Raw genomic sequence first — 24,737 nt, forward strand, 5'->3', positions numbered from 1 at the left:
CCAGTTTAGTTTGGAAATTGTTGCCGCTGTCGCTGTTGGATGATGCTCCCGCTCGCTGTTGTGCAGAGGCTTGAAAAGCTCTTGCGCTGGCGCGATGGGGCCCACAAAACTTGAGTAGTCCGCATGATGGAGAGTCAGTAATGCGTGTTGTAGGCAACTTCTGGATGGCTGTTTGCTTTTGTGTTCTGTGGTCAAGTTGGTTTTCGCTAGCCTCGGCGGATGACGCCTCGCCGATGGTTGCCGAAGGTGTGCCCGTCGAGTTGACAATTGCCAACAGAAGCATCGTTGTACTGCGCGCAACGCTGCTTAGCGAGACCCCCGAGCAACGTGTCGGTCGTGCACGCGCGGTAATTAATGAGGCCTTGGACGGCAATGAAGCCCTGGCTGTCAGGATTGAGCCGGTGCTCAAGAGCTACGTCGTCCTGCTCGGGCAGCGGCGAGCCTTTATTATTTCCCCCGGCGACATTGATACCGCAGCTAGTTCCGCACGAGAAACCGCCGAAATAGCCGCCGAAAAACTGCGCATCGTGGTGGCCGAGACGCAGCAAACGCGCAATGTGCATTTCATGCTTATGGCTGCAGGCCTGAGCCTGGTCGCTACATTGATCTACTTTGTCCTGCTGCGTGGCGTGAGCTGGGTCCGGCGCATGCTTGCCAACCAGTTGCCACGCTTGATGCAACGTCACACCAGCGCCCTCAAGGTGGGACACACGCCGCTGATCGATATCAAGAATATCTATTACCTGGTCGATCGCCTTTTGTGGCTCTTGTACTGGATGCTGGTGCTGTTGTTCAGTTATCAGTGGCTGAGTTTCGTGCTTTCGCGTTTCCCCTATACCCGGCCGTGGGGAGAGAGCCTCAACGTCTACCTGTACAACCTGGCCAAGTATGTCTTGCAAGGTGTGATTGATGCCTTGCCGGGGCTGGCCATCGCTGTTGCTATCTTCTTCATGGCACGCGGGATTATCGGTTTTACCCGTAGTTTGCTGATGCGCATGGCGCGCCCCGGGACCATCAGCTGGCTGAGCGGTGAAACCTTGCAGCCGACAATGCGGCTGACCTCCATTGCGATCTGGCTGTTTGCCCTGGCCATGGCTTATCCCTATTTGCCGGGTGCCGGAACCGACGCCTTCAAGGGATTGTCGGTGTTGGTCGGTCTGATGATCTCCCCCGGCGCGTCGAGCGTGGTCGGGCAAGCTGCGGCAGGGCTGATCCTCACCTATTCGCGGACTTTGCGTCCGGGCGAGTTCGTCAGTGTAGGCGGGCACGAAGGTACGGTCACCGAGCTTGGGATGTTCACCACCACGATTCGCACCGGTTTGGGTGAAGTGTTGACGATTCCCAATGCGATGATCACCAGCGGCGTGACCAAGAACTATTCACGCACTGTCGATGGCAGTGGGTATGTGGTCGATACTGTCGTCACCATCGGTTATGACACACCGTGGCGACAGGTCGAAGCCATGTTGCTTGAGGCCGCCAAGCGCACCGATGGTATCGTCATGGAGCCAGCACCGCAGGTGTTCCAGACCGCGCTTTCAGATTTCTACCCTGAATACCGCCTGGTTGCGAAAGCCATCCCCAGTGAGCCACGGCCGCGGGCTCAGCTACTCAGCGTGTTGCATGCCCATATTCAGGATGTATTCAATGAGTACGGCGTGGCGATCATGTCTCCACATTACCTGGCAGACCCGCAAGACGCCAAGCTGGTGCCCCGTGAGAATTGGTATGCGGCTCCCGCTCGGGAACCAGGCGCTGCCTCGGATAAATAAAACGCTGCTGTGCGCTGAAGCCGGCAAAAGGCCCGCGCAATAAAAATGGCGACAGACGTCGCCATTTTTGTGCTGCTTTGCCGCCGTGCGGCTAAGGCGTCAGATACGGAACTGGCGCGCCAGCGAGCCCAGGCGATCACCCAACCCGGCCAGGTGGCGCGCAGTTTGAGCGCCTTGCTGGGTTTCATCCGCCACGTTGTCCACCGCCACCGCAATCTTGTGCACGCTGCGGTTGATCTCTTCGGCCACCGCGGTCTGCTCCTCGGCTGCACTGGCGATCTGCGCGTTCATTGCATTGATGGTGCCGATCAGCTGTGCAATGGCGTCCAGCGAGGTGCCCGCATGGTTGGCTTGCTCGCGGGTTACATCGCCAGCGTCACTGGAGCGCTGCATCGAGGTGACCGCATCCTGGGTGCCTTTCTGCAAGCGGTCGATCATGCCTTGAATTTCCTGGGTGCTCTGCTGTGTGCGGCTGGCCAGTGCGCGCACCTCATCGGCAACCACGGCAAAGCCACGCCCGGCTTCACCGGCACGTGCCGCCTCGATCGCGGCATTGAGCGCGAGCAGGTTGGTCTGCTCGGCGATTGAGCGAATCACATCAAGCACGCTGACAATCGAGGTCACGTCCTTTTGCAAGGTATCAAGGGACAAGCCGCTGTCGCGAATGTCCTGCACCAGGGTAAAGGGAAAAGCCGCTGTCGCGAATGTCCTGCACCAGGGTGTGGATGGGCTCGATGGTGCCGTCGACCCCTTTTTTCGCAGCCTGGCCTTGGGTGTCGTTCTTTTGTGCTGCCTCTGCCGCACCCTGGGCGCTTTGTGCGACCTCTTGCGCGGCTGCCGACATTTCGTTGATCGCGGTTGCAACCTGGTCGGTCTCGTGGCGCTGGCGCTCCATGGCGTCTTCGGAGCGTTGTGCCTGCGTCGACACCTGGCCCACAAGCTCGGTCAACTGGCTTGTTACATCGACCATCTGGCTGACCATGCCGTGAATCTTCTCGATAAAGCGGTTGAACGAGCCAGCCAGTTGGCCAAGCTCATCGTCGCCATTGATGGGCAGGCGGCGGGTCAGGTCTCCTTCACCGGCTGCAATGTCATCGAGGTTGTTCTTGATCTGCTGCAGTGGACGCAGGAAGGTGTTGCTCAGCACCACGCCGGCAATACCGAATACCACCAGCAATACAATCGCGACCACCACAATGCTGCTGATAATGGTGCTGATGCGCTGATCAATCGCAACCTGCACCTTGGCGATCTGCGCCTCGACACCATCCAGGTTGATCGCCGTACCCAGGGCCATGTCCCACTTTGGCAGGTAATAGCTGTAAGCCATTTTCGGCACCATTACCGAATCATCAGTCGGCAGTGGCGAGCTGTAGTTGACGTAGTTGGTGTTGTCCTTGGCGACTCTGACCAATTCGCGATTGATATACACGCCATTGGAATCACGTCGGTCGTTTAAATTCTTTCCTACATCCACGGGGCTGTCGCCGCGAAACAGGCGAACTACATTGGAGTCATGAGCGAAGAAATAACCGTCCTTGCCGTACTTGATCTTCGACAGAATGGCGATGGCTTGCTCACGGCTGGCCATATCGCCAGGGGCGGCATTGTCATACAGGCTCTGCACCGAGCCCAATGCGATCTGTGCGTAATGTTGTAATTCATTACGGCTTTCTTGTAGCAGGCGCTCGCGCGTCTCTTTGAGTTCTTGGGTCGCGAGGTTCTGCAATACCCATGCTGCCGCGCCACTAATGACCAAGGCAAAGAGCAATACAGGTATGAGTGCCAGCAGCACCACTTTGGTTTTCAGTTTAAGCAGCATTCGGTTAATCCTCGTACAGCGCCAAAGGGCAGATTACTAGCGCGTCGAATACCTTATCGGTCGACTAGCCGAAAGATTGAGTGTGAATTGCTGCGCGGGGATGAATCGTCATCAACCGGCAAGTTTCCCCCGGACCCTTGCTGTTGGGTTTATTTCAAAATATGTCATCTGTTTGTAACTTGACCGACATAAATTTGCAGGCCGATAGCCGTGGGCTCGATGCCACGGCTGTGCTTCTTTTTGGACGCGATAATCATGCAGGAATTACTATACCGGCCGGTGCGACCCGCAGAAAAGTGATAATCAGGTCGGATGACATGAAGGCGGATGATTTCATGCATCTGACTTCAATTATGGTGGGCGCTGTCTATGCCAACTTACCGCGCTTGGACCCGCGCATTAACATCGCTGGCGTGTACTGTCGTTATGAAGGGGTCAGTTTCCGCCACATGCTTTACAGCGGAGACTTTACGATCGAGCTGCCGCCGATCAGCGATGAAATAACCTTCGTACTGCCTGTTGCGGGCAAGATCATGTTCAACCAGGCCAGTGACCTGGTCGGGGTGCCCAGTGTCGGCATTGCCATGGACAAAGCAGACCTGCGTTCCACACGCTTTATCGACAGTCACGAACAATATGGTTTTTCCATACGCCGGGGATCATTTGCCGAGCGACTTTCAACGCTCCTGGGCAAACCCATTGTCAACAGCGTCAGGTTCCAACCCATGGTGGACCTGGGCCAGCCTGCATTCGCGGGTCTCAGGTCATTGCTGGAGTTTGCGACCGGCGCCGAGGCTGATGTGTTGATCAACTCCAGTGCCCTGATGCCCATGCGTATTCAAGAGATGCTGGTGGATGCGGTGCTGGAGAGCTGGCCACACAATTACACTGACGCGCTGCAGCACAAGGGCCCGCTTATTGCGCCGCGTCATGTGAAGTTGGCTGTTGAGTTCATTCAGGAGCACCCAGACGCGTCGATCAACAGCGCCCAACTGGCTGAGCTGTGCAATGTCAGCCTGCGTGCCTTGCAAGATGGTTTCCGTCGTTTCATGGGTACTTCAATTGCGGCCTACCAGAGGCAAGTACGTCTGGAACGTGCCCATGGTGCCATTGTGCAGGACCCTTCGCGCTCCATTGCCGAGATAGCCCTGGGTTTGGGGTTTACCAATATGGGGCGCTTTAGCCAGTATTTTCAGAATGCCTTTGGGCAAAGCCCGCTGGATGTGAAAAACGCTGTACGCAGGCGTTAGCTTCGCCGCATGCCTTGCCTGTATTCGAGGCAGGGCATGGGGCGATCTAGCCGTTTAGAAAGCAATGCTCGCGTTGATCTGGCCGCTCAAGCCACTGCTGTCACCGCCTGAAAGCACATTGAAATCGGCGCCCAGGGTCAGGGCTTGATGCGACGCGCTAATGTTCATCCCGGCTTTGATCATGTTGTCCGAGTCGAACGCCGAATCCTGGTCAATACCCAGCCCAAGTACTGTGGCCGAGCTTTTAACCTTCGGGTCGTTGAGCATGTGCTCATAGCCCAGTTGCAAGCCGGGTGTCACACTCCAATCAGCAAGCAGGCGTGACTCGAACCCCAGTTTCACCCCGGCAACCAGGCTGTTGAGGCTCCGGTTGGTGCTGTCGACGTCCAGCGCAAGTTCACTGCCTTTTTCCTTGAAACCGTCGAGTTGTACATGGCTGGTACGAAAGCCAATTTCCGGTTCAATGAGCATGCTCCCGCGCGTCATGCGATAACCCAGGCTACCCTTGGCGCCATAGAAGCTGCCATGAGTGTCGCCCTTTGCCGTGCCGAGGCCGCCACTGAGGTCGCGCTTGCTGCTGTAGTCGATGTAGCCTGCATCGAGTTGGACATCCAGATAGGCGCCACTTTCGAGGCTGTCGAAGGCATAGCGACTGCCCGCGCTGATAAAGGTCGAGTCGGTCTTTGCATCGCCACTGGCACTGCCGATAGTGCCCTTGTTGTAGCCAAATGCGAGGTTGGCGCTGGTGCGCTGGTTGAAGCGATGAACACCACCGACCACTGCGCCCTTGGTGTGTTCGTTACTGCTGGCGTTGCTATGGGAACCGTCGGTGCCCAGGTCACCGGCCAGGCCCGTCATCCATATCGAAGACTCTCCAGCCTTGAGGTTGCTGCCTGCGGCATAAGGGCTCAAGGCATCGTCGATCAGCGACGCCTGACGCAGCAGGTAGGCGCTGGCATCGGCATGCACCTGGCCACCGACCTGAGATTCCAGGCCGCCCAGGCTGCCCGCATCAATAGCCGACTGCAGATAGAAGTTATAGGCGCTGTAGCTGCCTGCAAGGCTGGTGTCTTGCAGGTCATTGAGCAGGGCTGCGCCTGCAGCAGCGTTGCCGCTGAAGTTTTCCTGGCCCGGCAGGCTGGTGTAGCGAACCATCTTGCCACGCAGTACATAAATGGTTTCCTGATCCAGGCCAAGGCCTTCCTTGAGATAGTTGTCCATGCTGCCATAAGTGGCCTCAACCTGATCAAGACCCGCTTGCAGGAAACTGGCCTGCACACCCAAAAGTGGCTCATAGGCGGCCGCCATTTCCGGGGAAATAGCGTTCAGTTGGGCCAAGGTCGCGGCTACACGATCAGCCGTGTAGGCGTTGGTTGACAGGTAATCGGCCATCACCGTTTGCTCGTCAACCCCGGCCAGGCTTTGCAGAACCGCGGCTGGGCAGCCGGTGCGATCCTTACCCGCCGTGCAGTGGAATACCGCCGCGTCCTCGCTGCTGGCTAAGGCGCGCATCAGCTTGCCAAACTCTGTGCGCACATTGGGGTTGGTGACGAACACGCGCTCACCAGCCTCCATCATCGCAATGCTATCGGCCGCCGAGCTGAAGTTGATGTCGGTAATGGCCTGGCCAATGACATTGAAGTTGGTGTAGCTGGCGCCTTCAGGCAGGAGGTCCGGCGCCGTTGCAATTTCACCGGGCGTGCGCAGGTCGAAAACGTTGCTGATATTCAGGCTGTTCAGGGTCGCAAGATCAGCCGGCGAAACCGTAAGTTGGTTTGACCGGTAAAACACGCCACCGCGCATCACGCCATTGTTGCTTGTGCTGTAAGGCGTGTTATTGCCAGCGACATCGCGGAAGTTGTCAGCGCTTGCCAGTCTCGGAGTATCGAGTGCGTTGGTGCTCGCCGCCTGTGCGGCGGAAATGGACAAACTAAGAACAGACAGGGAAAACAGAATACGGTGAAACACTGAGTAGTCTCCTCGGACATGGGCTTGTCCGGCTACTATCGGCACTCAGTTGTTGATCCATGTTACAGAAATTGTTCCACGCCAAATGGCTGCGCGATCTGTCCTTTTGCTGCGCAAACTGTCTGTCCGGGTACTTATCAAACGTGGCTCACTCCCAGGCCTGGGCTTCTTCGATGAAGTGCAATACTGCCCTTGAGCGCTCATCAATACGTGATATCAGGGACAGTTCACTGATCATTTCAGGCTGGTCCAGGGGAATAATCTGTACACCGGGCATGGTCAGGCGCGCCATGGGCTCGGGCACGATACTGATGCCAATGCCGGCCGCGACCAGCCCGGGAATGCTCATCAGTGAAGGCACGTAGAGAATGTTTTCAGGATGCAGCTGGTTCTGCCGGCAGGCTTGAAGTGAGTGGGAGGTAAGCCCTATACCGCTTGGGTCTTGCAGGAAAATGAATTTTTCATGCCGTAGGCTGGCCAGTTCACCACTGTAGCTGCTGGCAAGTTTGTGGTTGTCAGGAAGCAAAAGAACCAATCTGGACTGGCTGAAGTGATGGGTGCGTAAACGCTCCGGCAGGTGATCTTTGAAGACACGGGCAAAGCCAAGGTCGATCTTGTGTTCGAGCAACATTTCAAACTGAGCGCTAATGCCCGCATCCACCAGTGTCACGCTGACTTCGGGAAATGTGCTGAAGTAGTGTCGCAGCAATTGCGGCAGGTTGTGTTCCAGCAATGCCGAGTGATAACCGATGTTGAGCGCACCCACTTCGCCGCGTCGGGCGCGCTTGGCTGCGGCGCTGGCCAGCTCGCTGGATTTGATCGACTGCTGCGCATGGGGCAGGAATGCCAGGCCGGCAGGGGTCAGAACCACCCCGCGATTTTCCCTTCTGAACAAGGGTATACCCAGTTCATTTTCCAGGGTTCGCATCAACTGGCTCAAGGCGGGTTGAGCGATACCCAATTGCTCCGCAGCCTGACTGAAGTGTTGGAGCTCGGCAGCGACGACAAAGGCTTTAAGGTGGCGCAGCTCCATGGGAATTACTCATAAGTTCGTCTTATTGATTATTGCTGATTTCGATAATTATTTTGCAGGTTCACTGGGTTAACGTCTACCCGAGTTCACGCAACCTGAAAGAAGGGACTTGAGACCGGGTCGCGGGATGACTTCATAACCATAACAACAATGACGAGCCTTCTATGAGTACAAACAGCAGCCCTCATGATTCGCAAATGTCACGCAAGGCGGTTACCGCAGCGACTATAGGTACGGCCCTGGAGTGGTTCGACTTCACCCTGTATGGCGCGGTTTCAGCCACTGTCCTGCCCAAGCTTTTCTTCCCTGCAATGGAGCCTACCGCTGGCCTGCTTGCTTCATTGGCGACCTTCGGTGTGGGGCTTGCCGCTCGGCCTTTGGGCGCCATCATCTGTGGTTACCTTGGCGACAAGCTTGGGCGCCGCAACCTGATGCTGGCCACCGTCACCATGATGGGATTGGCCTCTGTGCTGATGGGGCTGTTGCCGACCTACAATCAAGTCGGTGTCATAGCGCCGATTCTTCTGGTGCTACTGCGCATTATCCAGGGCTTCGCACTGGGAGGAGAGTCTACCGGGGCGCAGCTTATGGCCCTTGAATATGCGGCACCTGACCGGCGTGGCCGCTATTCCGGACTGCTGGGTTTGTGTTCGCCGCTCAGCCAGATCATGGCCAATGCCATATTGATGGGGTTGGCGGCTACGCTGAGTACTGAACAGTTCATGAGCTTTGGTTGGCGTATTCCCTTTGTCATGAGCTTTGTACTGGTGTTGGTGGCAATCTACATCCGACTGAAGGTTGACGAAACGCCAGCCTTCGTTGCGCTGAAAAAGACATCGCAAAAGCCTGCAAACAGCCCGCTCAAGTCAGTATTGGGCAATCATCGTAAGACCATCTTGCGGCTGATGTTGTTCTTTTGCTCGCCGGCGGCATTGTTCTACCTGATTGTGATCTTTTCCCTGAGCTACTTGACCAAGCACCTGGGCATGAGCCAGTCGATGGGCTTTATGTCACTGATGGTGGCGAACATCTTCGCAATATTCGGCGCGCTTGCCGGTGGCTATCTGTCTGATCGCTGGGGGCGAAAGAAGGCACTGGCGTTCGGCTCATGCATGACGCTGGTGATCCTCATGGTTTACTTCCCGATCCTCAACACCCAGAACGCCGCTGCAATCATGGCGATCATGGGCTTGTTCTTGGGGTTCACCCAGTTTCAGAGCGGTATTCAACCGGTGGCATTCGCCGAAGCATTCCCGACCCAAGTGCGTTTCTCCGGATCGGCCCTGGCTTATACCGGTGCCAATTTACTGGTGGGCGGGCCGATGCCGATGATCGCCGTGTGGTTGATGAGCCAGTCCAACAACTCACCCTGGCCACTGGTTTCTCTCTGTGCCGTGATCAACCTGGTGTCCCTGGCAATGATTGTCATCGGCCCGGAAACACGAGGCGTTGATCTCAACAACGTCACCCCTGAGGAGTCCGTCGATAGCGTGGCGATAGCTCTTTACTCCAAATAACCTTTATCAATACTCGGCAGAACGATCATGAACCGCACCGTCTTTATCCTCAATGGCCCAAACCTGAATATGCTGGGCCGCCGTGAACCACATATCTATGGTCGCACCAGCCTTGCCGAAATCCAGGACCGTTGCGAATCCACAGCTTCGCAACTTGACCTGCAGTGTGAGTTTCGCCAAACCAATCATGAAGGAGTGATGGTTGACTGGATTCAGGAAGCCTTTGAGCAGGGCGCGGCCCTGATTATCAATCCAGCCGGGTTTTCGTTTCATTCCATTCCGGTTCTTGATGCCCTGAAACTGATCGAAGCCCCGTTGATTGAGCTGCACTTGTCCAATATTCATGGGCGTGACGAGCTGCATCGTCATTCGATCATGTCCGGCGTCGTTAATGCGGTTATTTGTGGCTTGGGTGCCGATGGTTATCCATTGGCGCTTCAAGCCATTGCAACCTTGCTGCATGCCACCGACAGCAGCCAGTAACGGCAGTATTGCAAAGCGCAGGTACCAGCAACCAGGCGCCTGTTTCGAGTTGTAAGCCCGCGTACCGATCAGCTTGGCACCAAGCCTCTTGGTTGATCAGTACGCGGCGAATGCAATGATCGGAGCAGGTGGGGTGGCATCAGCGAGTGCAATACGCCAGTAGCCCAGGTCGTGCCACTTGCCGTGCTTGAATCCTACCTCGGGAAAGATGCCTAAATGGACAAATCCCAAGGACTCGTGAAGCCCGACACTGCGCTCATTGGGCAGCGCAATACCTGCATAGGCGGCGTGAAAACCCTGCTGCTTGAGCTTGGCCAGCAACTCCTGGTAAAGCGCCCTGCCAACGCCTGATCGGCGTGCCTGCGCGGCGAAATATCCCGACACTTCAACCGACCATTTATAGGCCTCTCATATACCGACACTTCAACCGACCATTTATAGGCCTCTCTAGCTTTGTATTGGCCAGCGTATGCATAACCAATAACCTGCCCATCCTGTTGGGCTACAAAGTAGGGGTAAGTTTGTATTGTCGTCTCGATGCGGCGGGCCATCTCGGCCACGGAAGGTGGTTCCAGCTCGAATGAAATTGCGCTGTGCTCCACCAGCGGCGCGTAGATCGCCTGGATGGCTTGTGCATCTGAAACATGCGCGATCCTGATAATTCTGCAGCTCATTCTCTGTCCTTTCCCGGTATTCCAAGCCTTCGCTCTGAAGTCTCTCAACGTCCGTGGTCTCCCAGAACGAACTTTGGTGGACCCGTCACGCAGCAAGTTTTACCAGGCCTTATTTCAAACCGTCCGGCAGGTTTTCGCAATGCAGCCATAGCAACCTTGCACCCACCGACTGGCGCGTTGGCGTTGACTATCATTCCGACTTGATTAGGGTGATGGTTGGCGCAGTTGCCGGGGAGGGAATAGAGGCTGGCCGGCAGATTTATTGCGCGAGCCCACGTGCTGCGCGCTAATAAACCTGCCTTCGTGTTACTAGCTAGACGAATGCCTGTTTGGCGGCGCCACGCGGCAAGCGGTTGCGGCCCGGCATCTGCTCCAGCTTCTGACGCCATGCGCTGCGCACACTCTGGCTGGCTTTAGGCGTTGCAGCTACAGGCGCAGCCTTCGCGGCCTTGGCCGCAGCGCGCAACTCGGCAAGGCTCGGCGAGCGATTGACAACGGTTGGCGCGGCTTCTTTCTCGATGCTGCGCAAGCAAAGCTTGCATGAAACCTGCGCCTTTTCCTCAGTGCTGCTAAGGTTTGCGCCGGTGCGACCGCAAGCCACGGCATCAGGGGTTGGCGAGTAGTGAATAGCCAAGTGTAGATCTCCAGCTTTTTAACAAAGCCGGCGATTTTACCTACCAACCCCCACCCCTGTCCTCGGAAATCACACCCTAAGTGCGACCGGGCTTGCGCTGGATCAATGGGTGGGGGTTTGCCGAGGATGCGGTGTAGGTTGAGCACTCAAGATGAATCGAGCCTGTGCGTTTGATCGTCGAAAGCTATTAAATGACCCAGTAAATTGTGGTCTGTCCTCTACTTCTACTTACGTTCAAATGTAATTGACGCATTGGGATACCAAGGCTAAGATGCCATTTATACAGACTACCGACCGGTAGGTTGTATTTTTGGAGGCGTATGATGAATACCAGGCATCGAGAGTGGCTGCCACTAGAGCTGGCTATCGGCTTAGGCATTATTGGGGCTTTAGGCCCGTCTGCTGTTGGCATGTACCTTTCGAGCCTGACCGAAATCGCTAGTGATTACGACGCGAGTTTCGCCACCGTTCAACTCTCGTTGACCTTTTCCCTGCTGGCCATGGGGGCTGGGCAGTTACTGTTTGGGCCGTTCGTCGATGCCTATGGTCGCCGTTGGCCACTCCTGGTTGGCCTGATCATCTTTACCCTCTGCTCGCTGGGTTGTGCGTGTGCGCCCAACCTACTGACCCTGCTCAGTTTCTGCTTTGTGCAAGGTTTGGGAAGCGCCCTTACGCTGGTCGTGCTAATGAGTACCGTTCGGGATGCCAGCCAAGGCGTAGCGCCAATAATGGCGCCGCGCTGGGTGGTTTTATTGATTCGTACCTCGGCTGGCGGGCAGTAATGATCACGCTTGCTTTTTTGTGTTGCCGCGCTGATCAACAACTGGATGAACATCCCTGAAACATTGACAGTTGGCAAGCGTGAGCCCCTGCGACTTGCTGACAACTAGATGGAGCAACTTATGAGTTCGACGAACTTAACCTCGGCAGCTGAGCGAGTCGCTCAACTGGCCTTGCTGCACTTTGCCGATCGAGGATACGACGCGGCGTCGCTGAACGACATTGCGCTCAGTGCCGGTATTAAGAAAGCCTCGCTGTATGCCCATTTCACAGGCAAGGACGAGTTGTACACCTCTGTCTTGAACATCGCGCTGCAAAGCGAGCGGGATTATGTGGACGCTCAGTTTTCATCGGAAAAAGCTGGTCAGGCGCCCGGCGAGCTCTACATGCTGAACCTTCGGAGCCGATATGCAGAAAGCGGAGCGTTGCGCTTTCTGCTGCGGGCAGCCTTCTACCCGCCAGCAGCTATCGAGCAAAGGGTCAAATCCGGTTTTGAGCATTATCTGGACGGCATGCGCGGTCGTTTCCTGGCTTCTCTTGAAACCCGATTCCCGGCGATTGGCTCCGTGCATGCCAACTTAATTGCCGAGGCCTACCTAGCTTTGATCGACAGCCTTCACGTCGAGCTCATCTATGGAAATGAGGCAGCTTACGCCCGCCGTCTCGACGCATTACGCCAACTGGTCAGTATCGTTGGCCTGACATTAGTCGAAGGCACCGCAAGCAGGTAGCTCCCTGCCGAGCAGGACGATCCCTTTGTCCCGGATGCTTTTACAAACTTTTGCTGCAGTTCACTAGTGCATTGCATCTAGCTTTGGATACACACGATGACCTCTAACACTGATTTAATCGAGACGCTCGCCAGTCGCGGGTTCATTCACCAGTCCACCGGCTTGGAAGGGCTTCGCGCGCATCTAACAAGCGGCTCTCGCACGGTCTACTTAGGCTTCGATGCAACTGCGGACAGCCTGCACGTAGGCCACCTTCAGGGATTGATGCTCATGCGTTGGCTGCAAAAGGCCGGGCACCGTCCGATCCTGCTGATCGGTGGCGCGACCACACGCATAGGCGATCCAAGCTTTCGTGACGAAAGCCGCCCCCTGTTAACTAGCGAGCAGATCGAGGAGAATATTGCCGGCATCACCCGTACCTTTGAGCGTTACCTGACCCTTGGCGAGAATGCGGGTCAGGTCGTGGACAACGCCGAATGGTTGGATCAGATCGGTTACTTGCAGTTCCTCAACGAAGTCGGTCGTTATTTCTCGATCAACCGGCTGCTCACCTTCGATGCCGTGCGTCAGCGCCTTGATCGAGAGAACTCCCTGTCGTTTCTAGAGTTCGGCTACACCCTGCTTCAGGCGCATGACTTCACAGAACTATCTAAGCGTCACGACTGTACCGTGCAGCTGGGGGGGGCAGATCAATGGGCCAACATCATTAACGGCGTCGAACTCGGCCGCCGTCGCGACGGGCGTGAGCTCTTCGGTCTGACCATGCCGCTGCTGGCAACCGCCGACGGCAAGAAAATGGGAAAGTCCTTGAACGGAGCAGTTTGGCTGGATGGCAATCGCCTGTCGCCCTTCGATTTCTGGCAGTTCTGGCGAAACTGCGATGATCGTGATGTCCGCCGCTTCCTTGCACTTTTCACAGAGCTACCACTCGAAGAGGTTGACCACATCGCTAACGTTGAAGGCGCCGCGCTAAACGAGGCGAAGATCGTTTTGGCGAACCATGTGACCGAGCTCGCCCACGGCCGAGAAGCGGCCGTGCAAGCCAACGCCGCCGCTCTATCGCTGTTCGCAGGCGGACCGGAGGCAAGGGACCTACCAGCCCATCTTATCGAGCGCTCAAAGCTTGCCCAAGGCGTTACCGTTGCGTCTGTATTGGTGGAATGCGGTCTGGAGCCTTCGTTAAGTGCGGTCAGAAGGTTGGCCAAAGGTGGCGGTTTGAGGCTTGAAGGGAAGGTGCTACAGTCTGGCGATGAAATACTGAATGCCAGCCAGTCACGCTGGCATATCAGCCTTGGGAAGAAGCGTCACGTACACATAGAAGTGAAAGGCTAATCGCATCTTCGGAGCAATTAAAGATCTTCAGGCCAGCCTTCAGCTGGCCTATTGGTCGTGAGCAATGAAACGAGACATTAGGGCACAGCCCCAATTAATTCTTTCGGTCATCCTCTAAAGACTCTGAATCGTCCGGCACTTCGGAAACCCCGAGCATCCCCAAAACTGCTCCCCTGCCTTCGCTCCTGTTTTTCGGGTGCGAATCAGCAGCGCACTGCCGCATTTCGGGCATAGTCGTTCGGCTGTCGGATCACTGCGGCGCTTGAGGTTTTGCACATGCTCGCGGTGGGTAGCGAGGGTCGGCGCGCGGCGGCCGGTTTGCAGGGCTTGCAGCATGGCGTCGACTTCAGCCTCGCTAAATACCGCCTGCTGGAATGATTTGATGTAGCGGATAAAGCCAATGCCCTGGGTCACGTTGGCCGGCACCTCGGTTTTGAAGGTGCTGCCGCCGACAAAGGTGATCACCGAATGCAAATGCTCGGGGTTAACGCCAAGGGTGGCTTCCAGGGCTTTGAGGTGTTTGTAGTTCTGGCGCAGCGGGTTCTGGAATTTGAAGGTGCGTTTGTAAAGCTTCTGCGTCCACTGCGCCTGCTTCTCGCTGCCGAAGATCCAGCCGCTCATGTTCTTGGTTTCCAGCACGAAGATGCCGTAGGGCGAGAGGAATACGTGGTCGATCTGCGTGGTGCCGTCGGGGGTGTTGAGGGTGACATTGTGCAGGCGGCGGTAGGTTTGCTTGTCCAGTTGCAGGTGAGCGAATAGTCGCACCAGTTGCTCACCGATGTAGCCCTTGAACCAAGGCGACTTGAGCAGTGCTGCGATAAACGCGAGCGGAATCAGCCAGCTCAGCGTGCCCCAGACTTGCGCGATGATGGGGGTGAAGTCCATTTCCTGACCTTCTGTACACCATGGTTATCTTGATCTTACCGGAACCTGGCGTAATGGCACTATAGTATTGTTTGTCTTTCGAGTGGGCGCGCTTAAGCGCTCTGAACCCTTAAGCTAAGTGTTACCACCCGCGTCAAACCTCACTTTATAGCGGGTACTGCGGCCACCGCTGGGCAGGCGTATCAAGCAGCCCTTCGCAAGCAGGTCCGTCAGGTGTCGAGTCGCGGTAGCTTTTGAAACCTTAGCCACGGCTTGGTATTGCGCGGCGCTGATACCATCCTCAAAGCCGCGTTCACCACCATCAAGCAAACGGTTGAGTACTTTTATTTGCTCGGCAGACAGGGCTTGGCTGCGGTGTGTCTGCCAGAAGCGTGCCTTGGCCAAAACGCGGTCGATGCAGGCAAGGGCTTGTTCCAAGCTTTTGAGCAGCGTGCTGAGAAACCACAGCAGCCAGGGCGTGATATCCAGCGTGCCTTTTTGGCTGGTTTCGAGAATTCGATAATAGCCAGCGCGGTCGTCAAGGATGCTGGCTGACATAGCGTAAAAGCGGATCGCCTGATGTTCTCCCTGAGCCAAGGCTAAGTCGGAGATGGCCCGAGTCAGGCGGCCGTTACCGTCTTCGAAGGGGTGTAAGGTCACGAACCAGAAGTGAGCGATCCCGGCGCGGAGCAATGGGTCGAGACTGGCATCGCTGCGACTGTTTTCGAACCAGGTGAGGAAATCGGTTAGTTGCTCTTCCAATCCGGGGCGTGGCGGGGCTTCGAAGTGCACCGTTGGGCGGTCAAGGCGACCGGAGACAACCTGCATAGGCTCTTCGCCGCGCAGTGCGCCAATACGTATGGGGCGAGCCAACAGATTATCGTCCCTAGGAAATAACCAACAATGCCAGCCGTACAGCCGTTGCAGGTTTAGCGGCTGCTGGTGTGCGCTTGTGGCATCGAGCAGTAACTCTGCCAAGCCTTCCGAGCGTGCCGTGGTGCGGCCTTCTTCATTTAACCCCAAGCGGCGAGCCAGTGATGAGCGCACCGCGCCAACATTCAGGTGCTCACCTTCGATGGCTGATGAGGTAACGATATTTTGCAGCAGAGCGTCCAGGCTGCTCTGCGTTTCGGTGTCTTTACCGACAGCGCCGAGCATGCCAAGCAAACGTCCTTGGGTCTGGGTGCAGGCGCGCAACAGCGGAGCAAGGGGCTCTGCTTGCCAGTTGAAGTGTGGCCAGTCGGGCTGCTGCCAGATCCAGAAAGGGGTATTCATGGGCTTACTCAGTCGTGAGCCGATTAGCGAGCCTATTCGGCTCATTTAGTGAGCTGATAATGCGGGATATTCGGCTCGCTGTCTAATCAAGCTCAACCTGCTGTCTCACTCTTGAGGTCTACAGTTATTACTTAACTTCGAGTTTATAAAGCCGCTCCACATCTTGCCCCGTGCATTGGGTGCCGATGGTGTTGCCGCATACAGAGGGTGAGCAGTGTAGTTGGATTGTTCGTTGCGGAGAGCTTACTCGAAAGTGTCTGTGCTAACGGGATGTCGCCTATGTCGACGAAGGCATCCTATAGCGCTGACCATAATCGAGTGCGCTCATCGCGCTCCCGGTAGAGCTTGGCTGCTAGCCTTGAGTTGAGGTGGGCGTCGAGGATTATGCTCAAGCGCTCCCTGACCGCTGCTCGTTGAGGATGTCTTCGACCGTTCGCTCAATGCTGGGATTGATTTGTAGCTCTCGGGCTACGAAACGAATTTATTTGCCTTAGTTTGTAGCTTAAAGGCTACAAATTAGCGCCTGTGATTAAGTGAATAACTAGGACGGTCTGCCGGTCTAGACCCACGCCAGCGCTTGTTACTAACAATCATCATCACAGCTGCGAGAGGCGGAAGTTCGGCGCTGTACCGAATTTCTTCCTTTGGACTCACAGGACTTTCTTGCGCGCAAAAAAAAGCCGCGCAGTGCGCGGCTTTGGAGTTGGTGGGCCCACACGGACTCGAACCGTGGACCAAAGGATTATGAGTCCTCTGCTCTAACCAACTGAGCTATAGGCCCTCAGAAGCTGGCGGATTATACCGGCGCCTTTCGTGTCATGCCAACTGATCGCTTCGGTTGAAGGAATTTATCTGCAAAAAGTTGGGCAGACAGGGGGCGATTTATGAAAAAACCCTGTATCTGTTCACAGCCTGCGTCGGCTAGGAACTGCGCCTGGGCTTGGGTTTCGACGCCTTCGGCAATTACGCTGAGTTGCAGGCTGTGGCCCAAGGCTATGATGGCGCGGGCAATTGCTGCGTCGTGGGGATTTTGCGGAAGTCCGCGGACAAACGACTGGTCTATCTTCAGCGTGTCCAAGGGGAGGCGCTTGAGGTAGCTCAGTGATGAGTAGCCGGTGCCAAAGTCATCGATTGCCAGTTGTAGACCGAGATCCTTGAGTCGATGCAGTGTCTCGAGGGCATCTTCTGTCTGGTTCATGATGAAGCTTTCGGTAATCTCCAGTTGTAGCAGGTTGGCGGCCAAACCATAGCGTTTGAGCATGGCTGCGATCATTTCAACCAGGTCCGGCTGGCGTAGCTGTTCCCCGGCCAGGTTGACTGCTATGGCACCGAACGGGGCATGAGAGGCCTGCCATTCAGCCATCTGCCTGCAGGATTGTTCCAGCATCCAGCTGCCAAGTGGGAGGATCAAGCCGCATTCCTCGGCCACCGGTATAAAGCGATCCGGCTGGATTTCTCCCAGTTTCGGGTGTGCCCAGCGTACCAAGGCCTCGGCGCCAATCAATTGGTTGTTACCGAGGCTGAACTTGGGTTGGTAGACCACATGCAGTTGGCCGTGCTCCAAGGCGTGGCGCAAACCAATTTCAAGGTTCATGCGCTCGGTCGCGATAGAGGACAGCTCAGGGGTGTACAGCTCAAGGCGGTTGCGGCCCTTGGCTTTGGACTGGTACATGGCCGTGTCGGCGTTCTTGACGAGGGCGGCGACATCTTGGCCGTCACTTGGGTAGAGACACAGGCCGATGCTGGCGCTGATAAAGAACTGATGCTGTTTGACGATAAATGCCTGGTTGAAGCAGGCCAGGAGGTTTTCGGCGGTTTGCGATGCCTGTTCATGGGTGCTCAAGCCAGGTAGAAGAAGGATGAATTCATCACCACCAAGCCGGGCAATTGTGTCCTGTTCGCCCAGTTGGGACTTGAGGCGCTCGGCAATGCTTTTAAGCAGTTGGTCGCCAATGGGGTGGCCGAGGCTGTCGTTGATGTGCTTGAACCGATCCAGGTCCATGAACAACACGGCGCCTTGGCGTCCACCTGCATTGCAGTCTTCAAGTTCGGCTCTGAGCCGTGTTTCGAATAGCAGGCGATTGGGCAGGCCGGTTAATGAGTCGTGGTGGGCCTGGTGATCCAGTTTGGCTTGCGCCTGTTTCAGCGGTGTGATGTCAGCAAATACGCCCACATAGTGAGTGATTTCATCAAGGCTGTTGCGCACCGCGCTTATGGTGAGCCATTCCGGGAATACCTCGCCTGTTTTGCGCTTGTTCCAGATCTCGCCCTGCCAATGGCCGTTGAGGTTGAGTTGTTGCCACATGCCGGCGTAGAAGCTGCGGTCATGACGACCTGACGACAGCATGCTGGCATGCTTGCCCAGGGTTTCATGTTCGCTGAACCCGGTGATTTGGGTAAAGGCGCGGTTGATGGCTGTGATGTATTGGCGGGTGTCGGTAATCATCACGCCTTCGGCCGTATTTTCAAACACGGTGGCGGCTTGCAGGAGTTTTTCCTGCATGACTTGCCGCTCTGTCACGTCGCGGGCGATGGTGAGCAGGCAAGCCTGGTTGCCGATGGTCATAAGCTGGGCTGAAAGCTCGCAAATACGGATGGCGCCATTGCTTGTCCTGATCGTCGCGGTGTAATCGCGCACACTGCCGTGGTTCTTGAGTTGCTGCAGTATATAGGCGCGTTGTTCGGGGTCGTTCCAGAGTCCGAGCTCCAGGGTTGAGCGATTCAATACTTGGTCTGCACTGAAGCCGGTTATGCGGGCGAATCCTTCATTGGCATCAAGCAAGACGCCATCTTCGGCGCGGGTAATCAGCATGCCGTCCGGGGATGCATGGAATGCCTTGGCGAATTTTTCCTCGGACAGCTCAAGCATTTGTTGAGTGCGACGTATGTGGCTGATGTCGCGGATAACAACGACCAGCGTACTCTTGTCAGAGTGATTGAGTGCTTCAGCTGAGATCAGGCCGGTAAATAGCTCGCCGTTGCTGCGCCGAAATGGCAGTTCGAGATAGCGAAGCGAGCCATTTTTCATTTTTTGATTAAACTCGATATCTGCGCCTTTGCTGCCCCAGATATTGAGTTGGTATGGGGTTTTCCCCATCGCCTGGTCGCTGCTGATACCGGTTTGTTGTTCAAATGCCTGGTTGACTTCAAGTAGCTTGCCGCTCTTGCGATCGGCAATAACCATGATGTCCGGGCACTGCTGGAATACCGAAATAAACATCTGCTTGGAGACAAGCAGTGCCTGCTCAGTGTGCTTGGCTTCGCTGATGTCGATCATCAAGCCGCGCAAGGTCAGGGTGTCTTCTTGCCTGCTCAGGGTCACGATGTCACGTACCCAGACGGTGTGCCCATCCTTGGCCAGCAAACGATAGTCGAGGCTATGGTCACGGCCAGCGGCGGTTTCTGCACTGGTGAAGGCTACGGTTCTGGCTGCGTCCTCGGGATGCAAGATACTTTGCCAAAAGCCCGGCCTCTTCCAGTTCTCAAGCGGGTAGCCGAGGAGAACTTCGGCATGGGGGGAAACGTAGGCGTAGCAGGGAGAGTCTGCCGTCGATTCCCAGGTGATGGCCGACAGGTTTTCGACCAGGCTGCGATAGTGATGCTCGCTTGCGCGCAGCTCCTGCTCGATCAGGCGGCGTTTGCTGGCCTCGGTGTTCAGACGACGGTTGTTGATTACAACGCTCAGCAATATGGCGAGCAGCGCCACTATAAAGGGCAGGCCGTAGATCAGTACTTCCCGCCAGTGATTGCGATTATCGATTACGCCGCCAATCCAGGGTTTCTGCAACTCATCGACTTGTTCAGCGCTCATCTCGTCAAAGACTTTGTCGAGTATGCCAACCAGCACCTGGTTGCTTGCTGGGGTGGCCATCGCCAACTGGTAGCGGTAAGGCGTTTCACCGGTGATTGAAACACCTTCGAGCTTCAGCTGGCGCAGGCGCCAGACGCTTGAGGCAAGATCGCCGACCAGGGCATCCGCGCGACCGGTGCTGAGGGCTTGTAGGGCGGCGTCCACAGAAGGTAAGGGCAGCAAGTTCAGGTCCGGGTTGTTGGCGCGCAGCAGTTCGTGTGGCGCGTAGTCCTTGACGACGGCAACTTTCAAGCCGTAAAGCGCTTTGAGGTCGCTTGGCTGTGGTCCGTCATTGCGTGCCAGGATGACAATGGGGAAATCCAGGTAGGGGCGGGTAAAGGCAAGGTACTTTCGCCGCTCGGGTGTCGACATGATGCCTGGGAGCAAGTCGATATCGCCGGCCTTGGCGAGCGTGAGCACCGCGCTCCAGTCTCGGGGTTCGACGGGCCTGACTTTTACCTTGAGGCTTTGTTCGATGTGGCTGATATAGCTTGCGGCGAGGCCCTGATACTTGCCTTGCTCATCACGGAACTCGAGGGCGGCCAGGAAGTGTCTATGCTGAGGCGCAGTATGGGGTGCTGCTGCAGCCATTTTTCTTCAGTGGGGGTTAATGTCAGTGCCGCTGCGGCTGATGCCCAGAGCGTCAGACCAAACAGGATAATGGCTGGCAATTGCCGCATCACTTGCGTAGTCCGTATCGAGTAGGTAGATAAGCCTGAGTGTAGTCTGGGTCTTACTTTACTGGGAACCAGAAAATAAAAACCCCGGTAAATTTACCGGGGTTTTTAGTCTTACTCGTCGAGGAAGGAGCGTAGGTGCTCGCTTCGTGTCGGGTGGCGCAACTTGCGCAGCGCCTTGGCCTCGATCTGACGAATACGTTCACGCGTTACATCGAACTGTTTACCTACCTCTTCAAGGGTGTGGTCGGTATTCATGTCGATGCCGAAGCGCATGCGCAGTACCTTGGCTTCACGTGCAGTTAGGCCGGAGAGTACTTCACGGGTAGCTTCCTTGAGGCTTTCCACGGTCGCCACATCAATTGGCGATTGCATGGTGGAGTCTTCAATGAAGTCGCCCAAATGCGAATCTTCGTCGTCGCCGATCGGGGTTTCCATGGAGATCGGCTCTTTAGCGATCTTCAATACCTTGCGGATTTTTTCCTCAGGCATTTCCATGCGTTCGCCCAGTTCTTCCGGCGTCGGCTCGCGTCCCATTTCCTGCAGCATTTGGCGGGAGATGCGGTTGAGCTTGTTGATCGTCTCGATCATGTGCACAGGAATACGGATGGCCCGCGCCTGGTCAGCAATGGAACGAGTGATCGCCTGGCGAATCCACCAGGTTGCATAGGTCGAGAACTTGTAGCCGCGACGGTATTCGAACTTGTCCACAGCCTTCATCAAGCCGATGTTGCCTTCCTGGATCAAGTCGAGGAATTGCAGGCCACGGTTGGTGTACTTCTTGGCGATGGAGATAACCAGGCGCAGGTTAGCCTCAACCATTTCCTTCTTGGCGCGACGAGCCTTGGCTTCACCGATCGACATGCGCCGATTGATGTCTTTGATTTCAGCCAGCGTCAGGTCGCACTCTGCCTGCAAAGCCACCAGCTTTTGCTGGCAACGCTGAATATCGGCAACGCGGTTGCCAATGGCTTCGGCATACTTGGCCTTGCCTTTAGCCAGGTTTTCAGCCCAGCTTTCGTCGATTTCATTGCCAGGGAACTGGCGCAGGAAATCGGCACGCGGCATGCGCGCATCGCGAACACAGATCTGCATGATGGCGCGTTCTTGGCCGCGAAGGCGCGCAAGCGCGTCACGCAGACGCACAACCAGTGCTTCATACTGCTTGGGCACCAGCTTGATGGGCATAAACAGTTCAGCCAGAGCCTTGAGCTCGACATTGGCCTGTTTGCTGCCGCGACCATGCTTTTTCAGTGCCTTGTTGGCAATTTCGAGCTGTTCAGCTACTGCGGTGAAGCGGCGCAGGGCTTCTTCCGGATCCGGACCGCCGTCGCCTTCTTCTTCCTCGTCGTCGCCGTCATCGCTGTCGTCGTCATCGTCTTTGTCGTCTGCGCTATCTTCCTTTGCAGGCGTCGGTGCAGCCGTTTCGGCAGGCAAGGTGCCGTCGTCCGGGTCAATATAACCACTGAGGACTTCAACCAGACGACCACCTTCGGTGGTGACGCGGTTGTATTCGGCAAGAATGCTGTCGACTGTTCCTGGGAAATGGGCAATAGCGCCCATAACTTCGCGGATGCCTTCCTCTATGCGTTTAGCGATTTCGATCTCGCCTTCGCGGGTAAGCAGTTCCACGGTGCCCATTTCACGCATGTACATCCGCACCGGATCAGTGGTGCGGCCGATATCGGTTTCAACGGCTGCGAGTGCGGCTGCGGCTTCTTCAGCGGCAGCTTCGTCGGTGTCGGCTTCAGCCAACAACAGAGCGTCCGCATCGGGAGCACTCTCGAATACGTTGATCCCCATGTCGTTGATCATGCGGATGATGTCTTCCACCTGTTCCGGATCGGAAATATCCTCCGGCAAGTGGTCATTGACCTCCGCGTAAGTCAGGTAACCCTGCTCACGACCGCGGCTGATCAATTCTTTCAAACGAGATTGCTGTTGAGCTTTTACGGACATAACACCCTATCCATTGAAGGTCTTGGCGGGCTAAAAACAAGCCGAGGATTATACCTCGGAATTGGGCTCAAGCGCCAGTTGAGCTCTTCTCGCTCTTTGAGGAAGGGCTGCTGTAATGTTCTCTGAGCAGTGCTTTTTCCTCATCGGTCAGTTCGCTGGGACGCTTTTGCATGACACTGCGCAAGGCCTGTTCACGCCGTCTTTGCGACTGGTTGTGTGCAAGTCTAGTTATGGTGTCGATAAACTGTTGTTCAAGGTTGTCGTGATCAATTAACCATTCCTTTTCTGCGAGTGCCTGTAATAAACGTCCTTGTTCGGTGCCGTGCCAGCGCGCAATCAGTTGCAGTGAGCGTAGGCTCGGGTTTTTCTGTAGCGCGCCAACCAAGGCGACGAGAAGTTGTGCGTAAGTGTCGTCTTCTGCAGCGAAATGGCTGACATTTTCGACCTGTTGCGCAAGTTCAGGATGGTGGAGCAGTGTGCGCAGTGCGCTGATGTTGGGTGACTCAACACTGATAACCGTGCGGGGTTTTCGGGGTTGGAAATCGTCACGACCTTTCTTGCTCCACTTGCCGTCCTGTTTCTTCCAGTTGCCTTTGCTCTTTTCCTGGTTGCTGAACTCAAAGCTTAGCTCTGGTTCAGCATGTTGGTAGTCGTTGTAATCCGGTTGCCCATCGAAATACGCGCTATCCGGAATATCCGCGAAATCATTTGTCGCGCCGGTCTCTTGATGGCTGTGGACAGGCGCCATTTGATTGACTGTTTCACCGCTAAGACCGGTAATTTCACTCAGGCGCTGGCGCATCAGGATGCGCAGGTTGTTGCCTGGAACTTTCTCGATCATTGGGGCGGCGAGGGTGACCAGGTGTGCCTTGCCTTCCAGTGAGCGTGGATCAGCTTCTTCGCTCAGGTGCTCGAAAAAGTAATCGGCCAATGGTTGGGCTTGCTGGTTGATTCGTGCGCGAAAGGCCTCTGTGCCTTCGCTGCGAACCAGGGTGTCCGGGTCTTCGCCGTCCGGTAAAAATAAAAAACGTGCGCGCCTGCCGTCCTGCAGGTTGGGCAGGGTGGCCTCCAGGGCCCGCCATGCCGCATTGCGTCCGGCTTGGTCGCCGTCAAAACAAAATAATACGCTTGGCACTATGCGAAACAGGCGCTTGAGGTGCTCTTCGCTGGTCGCGGTGCCAAGTGTCGCGACTGCATTGCGCAGGCCTTGTTGGGCGAGTGCAATGACGTCCATGTAGCCTTCGACGACCATTATTTCATCGAGGTCACGGTTGCTTTTGCGTGCTTCGTATAGCCCGTAAAGCTCTTGGCCTTTGTGGAAAACCGGGGTTTCTGGAGAGTTCAGGTATTTGGGCTTGTCGTCGCCCAATACCCGCCCGCCAAATGCAATCACTCGACCACGGCTGTCGCGAATCGGGAAAATCACCCGGTCGCGAAAGCGGTCGTAGCGCTTGCCGCTCTCAGCGTTTTCCACCAGTAGACCGGCGTCAATCATGGCTTTTTGCTGGAGATTGTCGCTGGCCAGGTATTTGTGCAGGTTGTCCCAGCCGGGTGGGGCAAAGCCCAGGCCAAAGTCGCGGGCGATTTCACCTGTCAGGCCGCGTCCCTTGAGGTAGTCGACGGCGGCTTTGCGCTGTGGATGGCTTTTTAGTGCCTGGCGGTAGAACTCTGCGGCTGCGGTCAAGAGCGGATACAGCGGTGAGTCTGTTGGCTGGCGTGGCTTGTGGTTGCGTCCGCCTTCTTCGCGGGGTACTTCCATGCCGGCGCGTTTGGCCAGATCCTCGACGGCTTGCGGGAAATCAAGCTGGTCGTGATCCATTACAAAGCCGAGTGCGTTGCCGCCAGCGCCACAGCCGAAGCAGTAATAGAATTGCTTGTCCGGGCTTACGCTAAAGGAAGGGGTCTTCTCTTTATGGAACGGGCAGCAGGCGGTGTAATTTTTGCCGGCCTTTTTTAACTGGATGCGCGAACTCACCACTTCGACGATGTCGGTGCGGTTGAGCATGTCATCAATAAAAGACTGTGGAATCAAACCGGCCATAGGCGCTCAGTGTGATGGCCTGATGTTGCGCAGGCGGACATGGGGACCGTACATATATAGTCTATTGCGGGGCGC

At 56.1% G+C, this 24,737-nt stretch carries 14 protein-coding genes, 1 tRNA gene and 3 pseudogenes; 7 read left to right on the forward strand and 11 right to left on the reverse strand.

The window, feature by feature from the left end:
* The first annotated feature begins 140 nt into the window (after positions 1 to 140).
* Entirely contained in the window at positions 141 to 1,772 is a 1,632-nt protein-coding gene (locus PSES9_RS0108640) for a mechanosensitive ion channel domain-containing protein (RefSeq protein WP_010486028.1), read from the forward strand.
* Between the two features lie 99 nt (positions 1,773 to 1,871).
* On the opposite strand, the pseudogene PSES9_RS23240 reads toward PSES9_RS0108640, so the two are convergent.
* Positions 1,872 to 3,594: pseudogene (locus tag PSES9_RS23240) on the reverse strand (methyl-accepting chemotaxis protein).
* Positions 3,595 to 3,911: 317 nt separating this feature from the next.
* Here PSES9_RS23240 and PSES9_RS0108650 point away from each other — a divergent pair.
* A complete protein-coding gene (locus PSES9_RS0108650) occupies positions 3,912 to 4,844 on the forward strand; it encodes an AraC family transcriptional regulator (RefSeq protein ID WP_010486031.1) in 933 nt (310 codons plus the stop codon).
* A 54-nt stretch (positions 4,845 to 4,898) separates the two neighbouring features.
* Here the strand turns inward: PSES9_RS0108650 and PSES9_RS0108655 are convergent, their stop codons facing one another.
* Together PSES9_RS0108655 and PSES9_RS0108660 are read right to left on the reverse strand one after the other, a co-directional pair.
* Positions 4,899 to 6,812 (reverse strand): tyrosine-protein phosphatase, encoded by a 1,914-nt coding sequence (locus PSES9_RS0108655; RefSeq protein ID WP_010486033.1) that lies wholly within the window; start codon positions 6,810 to 6,812, stop codon positions 4,899 to 4,901.
* Between the two features lie 148 nt (positions 6,813 to 6,960).
* A complete protein-coding gene (locus PSES9_RS0108660; protein WP_010486034.1) occupies positions 6,961 to 7,845 on the reverse strand; it encodes a LysR family transcriptional regulator in 885 nt (294 codons plus the stop codon).
* A 164-nt stretch (positions 7,846 to 8,009) separates the two neighbouring features.
* Between PSES9_RS0108660 and PSES9_RS0108665 the strand changes: the two genes are divergently transcribed.
* Positions 8,010 to 9,362, forward strand: a complete 1,353-nt coding sequence (locus PSES9_RS0108665) for an MFS transporter (RefSeq protein WP_010486036.1) — start codon at positions 8,010 to 8,012, stop codon at positions 9,360 to 9,362.
* A gap of 27 nt (positions 9,363 to 9,389) precedes the next feature.
* Entirely contained in the window at positions 9,390 to 9,845 is a 456-nt protein-coding gene (locus PSES9_RS0108670) for a type II 3-dehydroquinate dehydratase (protein ID WP_010486044.1), read from the forward strand.
* Positions 9,846 to 9,941: 96 nt separating this feature from the next.
* Here the strand turns inward: PSES9_RS0108670 and PSES9_RS25685 are convergent.
* A pseudogene (locus tag PSES9_RS25685) lies at positions 9,942 to 10,519 on the reverse strand (arsinothricin resistance N-acetyltransferase ArsN1 family B).
* Between the two features lie 313 nt (positions 10,520 to 10,832).
* Positions 10,833 to 11,153, reverse strand: a complete 321-nt coding sequence (locus tag PSES9_RS0108680) for a hypothetical protein (protein ID WP_010486045.1) — start codon at positions 11,151 to 11,153, stop codon at positions 10,833 to 10,835.
* Between the two features lie 323 nt (positions 11,154 to 11,476).
* Between PSES9_RS0108680 and PSES9_RS0108685 the strand changes: the two genes are divergently transcribed.
* The 3 genes from PSES9_RS0108685 (at position 11,477) to tyrS (ending at position 13,996) form a co-directional block, all read left to right on the forward strand.
* Positions 11,477 to 11,935, forward strand: a complete 459-nt coding sequence (locus tag PSES9_RS0108685) for an MFS transporter (protein WP_010486046.1) — start codon at positions 11,477 to 11,479, stop codon at positions 11,933 to 11,935.
* 120 nt (positions 11,936 to 12,055) lie between these two features.
* The gene (locus PSES9_RS0108695) at positions 12,056 to 12,664 is read left to right on the forward strand and encodes a TetR/AcrR family transcriptional regulator (RefSeq protein WP_010486047.1); all 609 of its coding nucleotides are present in this window, start codon (positions 12,056 to 12,058) and stop codon (positions 12,662 to 12,664) included.
* Positions 12,665 to 12,751: 87 nt separating this feature from the next.
* Positions 12,752 to 13,996, forward strand: a complete 1,245-nt coding sequence (tyrS, locus tag PSES9_RS0108700; protein WP_443216053.1) for a tyrosine--tRNA ligase — start codon at positions 12,752 to 12,754, stop codon at positions 13,994 to 13,996.
* 114 nt (positions 13,997 to 14,110) lie between these two features.
* Here the strand turns inward: tyrS and PSES9_RS0108705 are convergent, their stop codons facing one another.
* The 6 genes and pseudogenes from PSES9_RS0108705 to dnaG form a co-directional block, all read right to left on the reverse strand.
* A complete protein-coding gene (locus PSES9_RS0108705) occupies positions 14,111 to 14,881 on the reverse strand; it encodes a nuclease-related domain-containing protein (protein ID WP_010486065.1) in 771 nt (256 codons plus the stop codon).
* A 114-nt stretch (positions 14,882 to 14,995) separates the two neighbouring features.
* Complete coding sequence (locus tag PSES9_RS0108710) at positions 14,996 to 16,135, reverse strand: Fic family protein (protein ID WP_010486066.1); 1,140 nt, start codon at positions 16,133 to 16,135, stop codon at positions 14,996 to 14,998.
* A 704-nt stretch (positions 16,136 to 16,839) separates the two neighbouring features.
* Positions 16,840 to 16,916, reverse strand: a tRNA-Ile gene (locus PSES9_RS0108715).
* Positions 16,917 to 16,931: 15 nt separating this feature from the next.
* Positions 16,932 to 20,665 (reverse strand): annotated as a pseudogene (locus PSES9_RS23250) (EAL domain-containing protein).
* 111 nt (positions 20,666 to 20,776) lie between these two features.
* Complete coding sequence (gene rpoD, locus PSES9_RS0108725; RefSeq protein ID WP_010486068.1) at positions 20,777 to 22,621, reverse strand: RNA polymerase sigma factor RpoD; 1,845 nt, start codon at positions 22,619 to 22,621, stop codon at positions 20,777 to 20,779.
* A 67-nt stretch (positions 22,622 to 22,688) separates the two neighbouring features.
* Positions 22,689 to 24,662, reverse strand: a complete 1,974-nt coding sequence (dnaG, locus tag PSES9_RS0108730; protein ID WP_010486069.1) for a DNA primase — start codon at positions 24,660 to 24,662, stop codon at positions 22,689 to 22,691.
* Positions 24,663 to 24,737 lie beyond the last annotated feature (75 nt).

Source organism: Pseudomonas sp. S9 (assembly GCF_000222125.1).
GTDB classification, from domain to species: Bacteria; Pseudomonadota; Gammaproteobacteria; order Pseudomonadales; family Pseudomonadaceae; genus Aquipseudomonas; species Aquipseudomonas segetis.

What these genes read in the sequence shown, in the direction of transcription:
- PSES9_RS0108640 (WP_010486028.1), top strand. Translation starts at nt 141, where the DNA reads ATGCGTGTTGTAGGCAACTTCTGGATGGCTGTTTGCTTTTGTGTTCTG.
- PSES9_RS0108665 (WP_010486036.1), top strand. Translation starts at nt 8,010, where the DNA reads ATGAGTACAAACAGCAGCCCTCATGATTCGCAAATGTCACGCAAGGCG.
- dnaG (WP_010486069.1), bottom strand. Translation starts at nt 24,662, where the DNA reads ATGGCCGGTTTGATTCCACAGTCTTTTATTGATGACATGCTCAACCGC.
- PSES9_RS0108685 (WP_010486046.1), top strand. Translation starts at nt 11,477, where the DNA reads ATGAATACCAGGCATCGAGAGTGGCTGCCACTAGAGCTGGCTATCGGC.
- rpoD (WP_010486068.1), bottom strand. Translation starts at nt 22,621, where the DNA reads ATGTCCGTAAAAGCTCAACAGCAATCTCGTTTGAAAGAATTGATCAGC.
- PSES9_RS0108670 (WP_010486044.1), top strand. Translation starts at nt 9,390, where the DNA reads ATGAACCGCACCGTCTTTATCCTCAATGGCCCAAACCTGAATATGCTG.
- PSES9_RS0108695 (WP_010486047.1), top strand. Translation starts at nt 12,056, where the DNA reads ATGAGTTCGACGAACTTAACCTCGGCAGCTGAGCGAGTCGCTCAACTG.
- PSES9_RS0108710 (WP_010486066.1), bottom strand. Translation starts at nt 16,135, where the DNA reads ATGAATACCCCTTTCTGGATCTGGCAGCAGCCCGACTGGCCACACTTC.
- PSES9_RS0108660 (WP_010486034.1), bottom strand. Translation starts at nt 7,845, where the DNA reads ATGGAGCTGCGCCACCTTAAAGCCTTTGTCGTCGCTGCCGAGCTCCAA.
- PSES9_RS0108705 (WP_010486065.1), bottom strand. Translation starts at nt 14,881, where the DNA reads ATGGACTTCACCCCCATCATCGCGCAAGTCTGGGGCACGCTGAGCTGG.
- PSES9_RS0108650 (WP_010486031.1), top strand. Translation starts at nt 3,912, where the DNA reads ATGAAGGCGGATGATTTCATGCATCTGACTTCAATTATGGTGGGCGCT.